The sequence below is a fragment of the Pseudomonas sp. 05T35 genome (assembly GCF_056396605.1).
Window position 1 is genome coordinate 1 of record NZ_JBFTLU010000456.1, and the last position, 7,368, is coordinate 7,368.

Annotated in this window: 8 protein-coding genes; 7 read left to right on the forward strand and 1 reads right to left on the reverse strand. The window is 59.1% G+C overall.

Going from position 1 to position 7,368, the window contains the following annotated elements; all coding sequences use genetic code 11:
- The first annotated feature begins 27 nt into the window (after window positions 1–27).
- The 6 genes from queA (at window position 28) to AC1DH9_RS25185 (ending at window position 5,701) form a co-directional block, all read left to right on the forward strand.
- Window positions 28–1,092, forward strand: a complete 1,065-nt coding sequence (gene queA, locus AC1DH9_RS25160) for a tRNA preQ1(34) S-adenosylmethionine ribosyltransferase-isomerase QueA (protein ID WP_442114774.1) — start codon at window positions 28–30, stop codon at window positions 1,090–1,092.
- A 14-nt stretch (window positions 1,093–1,106) separates the two neighbouring features.
- The gene (tgt, locus tag AC1DH9_RS25165) at window positions 1,107–2,222 is read left to right on the forward strand and encodes a tRNA guanosine(34) transglycosylase Tgt (protein WP_162130405.1); all 1,116 of its coding nucleotides are present in this window, start codon (window positions 1,107–1,109) and stop codon (window positions 2,220–2,222) included.
- Between the two features lie 43 nt (window positions 2,223–2,265).
- Complete coding sequence (yajC, locus tag AC1DH9_RS25170; protein WP_019693477.1) at window positions 2,266–2,601, forward strand: preprotein translocase subunit YajC; 336 nt, start codon at window positions 2,266–2,268, stop codon at window positions 2,599–2,601.
- A 63-nt stretch (window positions 2,602–2,664) separates the two neighbouring features.
- Window positions 2,665–4,104 carry a preprotein translocase subunit SecD gene (locus tag AC1DH9_RS25175; protein WP_477808988.1) on the forward strand — a complete coding sequence of 480 codons (1,440 nt, stop codon included), beginning with the start codon at window positions 2,665–2,667 and terminating at the stop codon, window positions 4,102–4,104.
- 9 nt (window positions 4,105–4,113) lie between these two features.
- Window positions 4,114–5,028: a protein translocase subunit SecF gene (gene secF / locus AC1DH9_RS25180; protein WP_427543139.1), complete on the forward strand. Its 915-nt coding sequence runs from the start codon at window positions 4,114–4,116 to the stop codon at window positions 5,026–5,028.
- Window positions 5,029–5,146: 118 nt separating this feature from the next.
- Window positions 5,147–5,701 carry a glycine zipper 2TM domain-containing protein gene (locus AC1DH9_RS25185; RefSeq protein ID WP_477808989.1) on the forward strand — a complete coding sequence of 185 codons (555 nt, stop codon included), beginning with the start codon at window positions 5,147–5,149 and terminating at the stop codon, window positions 5,699–5,701.
- A gap of 175 nt (window positions 5,702–5,876) precedes the next feature.
- On the opposite strand, the gene suhB is transcribed toward AC1DH9_RS25185, so the two are convergent.
- On the reverse strand, window positions 5,877–6,695 hold the full coding sequence (suhB, locus tag AC1DH9_RS25190; protein WP_427543145.1) for a type III secretion system regulator SuhB: 819 nt from the start codon (window positions 6,693–6,695) through the stop codon (window positions 5,877–5,879).
- Between the two features lie 146 nt (window positions 6,696–6,841).
- Between suhB and AC1DH9_RS25195 the strand changes: the two genes are divergently transcribed.
- The coding region (locus AC1DH9_RS25195; RefSeq protein WP_477808990.1) for an RNA methyltransferase at window positions 6,842–7,368 on the forward strand (527 nt) is incomplete at its 3' end.

Consider the following 7,368-nt stretch of genomic DNA (forward strand, 5'->3'; position numbering starts at 1 on the left):
TCCCGGCCCTGCTAGACGAACCCCATCATGCGCGTTGCTGACTTTACTTTCGAACTCCCTGATTCGCTGATCGCTCGCCACCCTTTGGCTGAGCGGCGCGGCAGTCGCCTGTTGACCCTGGATGGGGTCAGCGGCGCTCTGGCGCACCGTCAATTCACTGATTTGCTTGAGCATTTGCGCCCGGGCGATTTGATGGTGTTCAACAATACCCGGGTGATTCCGGCGCGGCTGTTTGGCCAGAAAGCTTCCGGCGGCAAGCTGGAAATTCTGGTCGAGCGGGTGCTCGACAGTCATCGCGTGCTGGCCCATGTGCGTTCCAGCAAGTCGCCGAAGCCGGGTTCCAAGATCCTCATCGACGGCGGTGGCGAAGCTGAAATGCTCGCGCGTCACGATGCGTTGTTCGAACTGGGGTTCGCCGAAGAAGTGCTGCCGTTGCTCGACCGCGTCGGGCACATGCCGTTGCCTCCTTATATAGACCGCCCGGACGAAGGCTCGGACCGCGAGCGTTATCAGACGGTCTACGCCGAGCGTTTGGGCGCGGTGGCGGCACCGACGGCGGGGCTGCATTTCGATCAGCCGTTGCTCGAGGCGATTGCCGCCAAGGGTATCGAGACCGCGTTCGTGACCTTGCACGTCGGCGCGGGCACCTTTCAGCCGGTGCGGGTCGAGAAGATCGAAGATCACCACATGCACAGTGAATGGCTGGAAGTCGGCCAGGACGTGGTGGATGCGGTTGCTGCGTGCCGTGCGCGGGGTGGGCGCGTGGTGGCGGTGGGGACCACCAGCGTGCGTTCGCTGGAAAGCGCGGCGCGCGATGGCGTGCTCAAGCCGTTCAGCGGCGACACCGATATCTTTATCTACCCAGGCCGGCCGTTCCATGTGGTCGATGCCCTGGTCACCAACTTTCATTTGCCCGAATCCACGCTGTTGATGCTGGTTTCGGCGTTCGCCGGTTATCCCGAGACCATGGCCGCCTACAAGGCCGCCGTCGAGCATGGATACCGCTTTTTCAGCTACGGTGATGCGATGTTCATCACCCGTAATCCTGCGCCAACTGCCCCCAAGGGTTTGGCCCCTGAGGATCAAGAATGAGTCGTAAAAGTCGTATGTCTTTCGAATTGCTGGCCACTGACGGCAAGGCTCGCCGTGGTCGCCTGACGTTCCCGCGTGGCACTGTCGAAACCCCGGCCTTCATGCCGGTCGGCACGTACGGCACGGTCAAGGGCATGTTGCCGCGGGATATCGAGGCGACCGGCGCCGAGATCATTTTGGGCAACACCTTTCACCTGTGGCTGCGTCCTGGTACCGAAGTGATCAAGAAGCACGGCGACCTGCACGATTTCATGCAGTGGAAAGGCCCGATTCTGACCGACTCCGGCGGTTTCCAGGTGTTCAGCCTGGGCGCCATGCGCAAGATCAAGGAGGAGGGCGTGACCTTCGCTTCTCCGGTGGATGGCGCGAAAGTGTTCATGGGCCCGGAAGAGTCGATGCAGGTTCAGCGCGACCTGGGCTCCGACATCGTGATGATTTTCGACGAATGCACGCCGTACCCGGCCGATGAAGATGTGGCGCGGGTGTCCATGGAGCTGTCGTTGCGCTGGGCCCAGCGTTCGAAAAACGCTCATGGCGACAACACGGCGGCGCTGTTCGGCATCGTTCAGGGCGGCATGCACCAGGACCTGCGCATGCGCTCCCTGGAAGGCCTCGACAAGATCGGTTTTGACGGCCTGGCGATCGGCGGTCTGTCGGTCGGCGAGCCCAAGCACGAGATGATCAAGGTGCTGGATTATCTGCCAGGCCAGATGCCGGCTGACAAACCTCGTTACCTTATGGGCGTTGGCAAACCGGAAGACTTGGTTGAGGGTGTGCGCCGCGGTGTGGACATGTTCGATTGCGTGATGCCAACCCGTAATGCCCGCAATGGGCACTTGTTCATTGATACTGGCGTGCTGAAGATCCGTAACGCGTTTCATCGCCATGATGATTCGCCGCTCGATCCGACCTGCGATTGCTATACCTGCCAGAACTTCTCCCGTGCTTATCTGCACCATCTGGACAAGTGTGGAGAAATGCTGGGTAGCATGTTGAATACCATCCACAATTTGCGCCATTACCAGGTACTTATGGCTGGTTTGCGCGAGGCTATTCAACAGGGTACATTGGCCGCCTTTGTCGATGCCTTCTACGCCAAACGCGGGTTACCCGTACCGCCTTTGGACTGAGTTTTCTGACCCCAAGATTCAACATTTGCAACTGGAGTGCTAAATGAGCTTTTTTATCTCTAATGCCATGGCTGATGCTGGTGCCCCTGCGGCAGGCCCAATGGGCGGCGGCTTTGAGTGGATTTTCCTGGTCGGCTTCCTGGTCATCTTCTACCTGATGATCTGGCGTCCACAGGCCAAGCGCGCCAAAGAGCAGAAGAACCTGCTGAGCAGCCTGCAGAAAGGCGACGAAGTTGTGACCACCGGTGGTATTGCCGGCAAGATCACTAAAGTGGCAGATGATTTCGTTGTTCTGGAAGTTTCCGACACTGTCGAAATGAAATTCCAAAAGGGCGCCATTGCCGCCACGCTGCCAAAAGGCACGCTAAAAGCGATCTAAGTTTCAACTTCTACTCAATCGACGGGGCGCGCAAGGCGCCCCGCGTCATAAGCGGGCGGCGTGATGCTGAACAAATACCCTCTGTGGAAATACATTCTGATCCTGGCGGTGCTGGCGGTCGGTCTGATTTATTCCGCTCCCAATCTTTATCCTGACGATCCGGCCATTCAGGTCAGCGGTGCAAGCACTGCGCTGCAGGTCAATCAGGCTGATCTGGATCGTGTAAGCAAAGCGCTCAACGATGCCGGGATCAACGTCAAGGCGGCCACTCTGTCGGCCAATGGCAAGGGCGGTCTGTTGCGCCTGACCAAGGCGGAAGACCAACTGCCAGCCAAAGACGTCGTGCGCAAGGCGCTGGGTGATGACTACGTCGTCGCACTGAACCTGGCACAAACCACTCCGCAATGGCTGCGCACTGTCGGCGCGCATCCGATGAAGCTGGGTCTGGACTTGTCCGGTGGTGTGCACTTCCTGCTCGAAGTGGACATGGAAAAAGCCCTCGACGCCCGCCTGAAAGTCTACGAAGGCGACGTCAAGAGCCTGCTGCGTAAAGAGAAACTGCGCTATCGCAGCCTGCCGCAGATCAATGGCGCCATTCAGCTGGGCTTCAGTGATGACGCTTCCCGCGAAGAGGCTCGCGCGCTGATCCGCAAGAACTTCAACGATTTCGACATTGTTCCGGCCGACCTCAATGGTCAATCGGTACTGCGTCTGGCGATGACCCCGGCCAAGCTGGCGGAAATCCGCGAATACTCCATCAAGCAGAACTTGACCACGGTGCGTAACCGCGTCAACGAGCTGGGTGTTGCCGAACCGATCGTTCAACGTCAGGGTGCCAACCGCATCGTGGTTGAGCTGCCAGGCGTGCAAGACACTGCCGAAGCCAAGCGTATCCTCGGCAAGACGGCCAACCTGGAGTTCCGTCTGGCGGCAGCCGGTGGCCTGGCGGCACCGATGTACTTTGCTGAAGAACGCACCATCGGTCCAAGCCTGGGTGCTGACAACATCACCAAGGGTATCGATGCGTCGCTGTGGGGCATGCTGTTCGTTTCTCTGTTCATCATGGCCATCTACCGCTTCTTCGGTTTGATCGCCACGGTTGCACTGGCGGTGAACATGGTGTTGCTGCTGGCCTTGATGTCGCTGCTGGGGGCAACGCTGACCCTGCCAGGTATCGCCGGTATCGTCTTGACCATGGGTATGGCGGTCGACGCCAACGTACTGATCTTCTCGCGGATACGTGAAGAGATCGCGGCCGGCATGACCGTGCAGCGGGCAATCAACGAAGGCTTCGGCCGGGCATTCACCGCGATTCTCGACGCCAACCTGACCACCCTGTTGGTCGGCGGCATCCTCTTTGCCATGGGCACCGGTCCGGTCAAAGGTTTCGCAGTGACCATGTCCCTCGGGATCTTTACCTCGATGTTCACGGCCATCATGGTGACCCGCGCGATGGTCAACCTGATCTTCGGCGGTCGTGACTTCAAGAAGTTGTGGATTTAAGGGGCTGCCATGTTACGTACTATCAACTTCATGGGCGTTCGCAACGTTGCGTTCGGCGTCACATTGTTCCTTACCGCTCTGGCGTTGTTCAGCTGCTTCCACAAGGGCATGAACTACGGTCTGGACTTCACTGGCGGTACGCTCATCGAGCTGACCTACGAGCGTCCGGCCGACGTCTTGAAAGTTCGTTCCCAGCTGACTGAGGCGGGTTATCACGAAGCGATCGTTCAGAGCTTCGGCGCGACCACCGATCTGCTGGTGCGCATGCCTGGCGAAGACCCGCAACTGGGTCACCAGGTCGCTGAAGCGCTGCAGAAAGTCGGCGGCGACAACCCGGCTGTGGTCAAGCGCGTCGAGTTCGTCGGTCCGCAGGTGGGTGAAGAACTGCGCGACCAGGGCGGCCTCGGCATGCTGATGGCGCTGGGCGGCATTCTGATCTACCTGGCGTTCCGCTTTCAGTGGAAGTTCGCGGTCGGTGCGATTGTCTCGCTGATCCACGACGTGATCGTGACCATCGGTATCCTGTCGTTCTTCCAGGTCACCTTCGACCTGACGGTACTGGCGGCGGTGCTGGCGATCATCGGTTACTCGCTCAACGACACCATTGTGGTATTTGACCGGGTTCGTGAGAACTTCCGGGTGTTGCGCAAGGCCAGCCTGATCGAGAACATCAACATCTCGACCACGCAAACCCTGCTGCGGACCATGGCGACGTCGATCTCCACCTTGCTGGCGATCTCCGCGCTGCTGTTTTTCGGTGGTGACAACCTGTTCGGTTTCTCCATTGCGCTGTTTATCGGTGTTCTGGCGGGTACTTACTCGTCGATCTACATCGCCAACGTGGTGCTGATCTGGCTGAACCTGAGCAGCGAGGACCTGATTCCTCCGGCCAATACCGAGAAGGAAGTGGACGACCGTCCTTGAGGCGTTATTTCCTCTCGTTATAACCAGAAGGCGCGAGTATTGAACTCGCGCCTTTTTTTATGCTCCAAGGTTTGGAAAGGCGCGGGCACGTCCCGCATGTGATGGTCAGGAGGTTCAAGTGAACAAGTCGTTACTGGTTGGTGCGGTATTGGGTGCTGTCGGTGTCACTGCCGGAGGCGCTGTTGCCACCTACAGCCTGGTAAAAAGCGGCGGACCTGAGTATGCGCAAGTACTGGCAGTCGAGCCTGTCAAAACACAGATCAAGACTCCGCGTGAAGTGTGCAGGGATGTGCCTGTGACCCGGCAGGCGCCGGTGAAGGATGAGCATCAGATCCTCGGTACGGTGATCGGTGCGGTCGGCGGTGGTTTGTTGGGCAACATGGTCGGTGGCGGTAATGGCAAGAAGCTCGCCACGGTCGCCGGTGCAGTTGGCGGCGGTTACGCCGGTAACCGGGTGCAGGAGGGCATGCAGGAGCGTGATACCTCCACCACGATGCAAAGACGTTGCGAGACGGTCAATGACGTCAGCGACAAGCTCGTAGGCTATGACGTTCGGTATTCGCTGGGCGGCAAGGAAGGCAAAGTGCGGATGGATCGTGATCMGGGCAACCAGATCCCGGTCGACAAGGACGGTCATCTGATCCTCGGCCAGAACCAGCCCGCTCAGAAATAAGCTGAATCCCAGACTCAAAAAAGCACCCGAACRGGTGCTTTTTTATGCCCGGGATTCATGCCCCACCCCTCATTCCCTGTGGGAGCGAGCCCCCACATTGGGGATGTGGTGTTTGCGGGGGCAGATTTCAGGCATAAAAAAAGCACCCCGGAGGGTGCTTTTTTGTGCCTGGCGTTTAGCGTTTCAGCGAGGCTGGCAGGTGCGGCTGGATGGCCGTCAGTACTGCTTTGAAGCATTTGGTGTTGCCGGCAACGACGTGGCCTTTTTCAAGGAAGTCGTGACCGCCGGTGAAGTCGCTCACCAGGCCGCCAGCTTCCTGGATCAGCAGGGCGCCTGCCGCCATGTCCCACTCGGACAGGCCCGACTCCCAGAAAGCGTCGAAACGGCCGGCAGCTACATAAGCCAGGTCCAGGCTCGCTGCGCCAGCGCGGCGGATGCCGGCGGTCTGGCCAACCAAGGCGCGGAACATGCCCAGGTAGTTGTCGAGGTTGTCCATCTGGTCGTCACGGAACGGGAAGCCGGTACCCAGCAGGGCGCCGTCCAGGCTGGTGCGACCGCTGACGCGCAGGCGACGACCGTTCAGTTGGGCACCGCGACCACGGCTGGCGGTGAATTCTTCCTGGCGAACCGGGTCCAGAACAACAGCGTGCTCCAGGCGRCCGCGGTATTTGCAGGCGATGCTGACAGCGAAGTGAGGAATGCCGCGCAGGAAGTTGGTGGTGCCGTCCAGTGGATCGATGATCCACAGGTATTCTTCGCCTTCGATCCCGGAGCCGGCGTGCATGCCGGTCTCTTCACCCATGATCGAATGATTCGGGTAGGCCTTGCGCAGTGCGTCGATGATTTTCTGTTCGGCAGCGCGATCCACTTCGGACACGTAGTCCTTGGCGTCTTTTTCGTCGACCTTGATGGTATCCAGGCGCTCGATGGAGCGGAAAATCAATTCACTGGCGCTGCGGGCGGCGCGCAGCGCGATATTCAGCATGGGCTGCATGGATGTGTCACCTAAGGTTGTTAAAGAAAGCCGAGCATTCTATCAGAAAGTTTCTACAGGTGAAGGTCGACGTTCGCTTTCATAGCTTAACGGTAGGAGGAACTGTAAGATTTGCTCCCTAATTTCCCTGTCAGAGAGCGCCTCCCTTGCTGCAGAACATTCGTGTCGTCCTGGTCAATACCAGCCATCCGGGGAATATCGGCGGGGCTGCGCGTGCCATGAAGAACATGGGGCTGTCGCGACTGGTGCTGGTCGAGCCGCGCCTGTTCCCCCATCACGAAGCCGATGCGCGAGCGTCCGGTGCCGGTGACATCCTGGAAAACGCCCAAGTCGTCGCCACGCTGGAAGATGCGCTGGTCGGTTGCAACCTGGTGCTGGGCACCAGTGCGCGTGACCGTCGTATCCCTTGGCCGCTGCTCGATCCCCGTGAATGCGGGACGAAAGCGGTTGAGGAAGCAGCTCAAGGCGCCGAGATTGCTTTGGTCTTTGGCCGTGAAGATTCCGGCCTGACCAATGAAGAGCTGCAGCGATGTCATTATCACGTGCACATTCCATCAGACCCTGAGTTCAGCTCGCTGAACCTTGGGGCAGCGGTGCAGGTGTTGAGTTATGAAGTGCGCATGTCCTGGCTGGCGGCTGAAGGTCAGCCAAGCAAGATCGAGAAGGAAGAAGT

Excerpts from the sequence above, each read along its gene's own strand:
- queA (WP_442114774.1), top strand. The coding sequence starts at position 28 with ATGCGCGTTGCTGACTTTACTTTCGAACTCCCTGATTCGCTGATCGCT.
- tgt (WP_162130405.1), top strand. The coding sequence starts at position 1,107 with ATGTCTTTCGAATTGCTGGCCACTGACGGCAAGGCTCGCCGTGGTCGC.
- yajC (WP_019693477.1), top strand. The coding sequence starts at position 2,266 with ATGAGCTTTTTTATCTCTAATGCCATGGCTGATGCTGGTGCCCCTGCG.
- AC1DH9_RS25175 (WP_477808988.1), top strand. The coding sequence starts at position 2,665 with ATGCTGAACAAATACCCTCTGTGGAAATACATTCTGATCCTGGCGGTG.
- secF (WP_427543139.1), top strand. The coding sequence starts at position 4,114 with ATGTTACGTACTATCAACTTCATGGGCGTTCGCAACGTTGCGTTCGGC.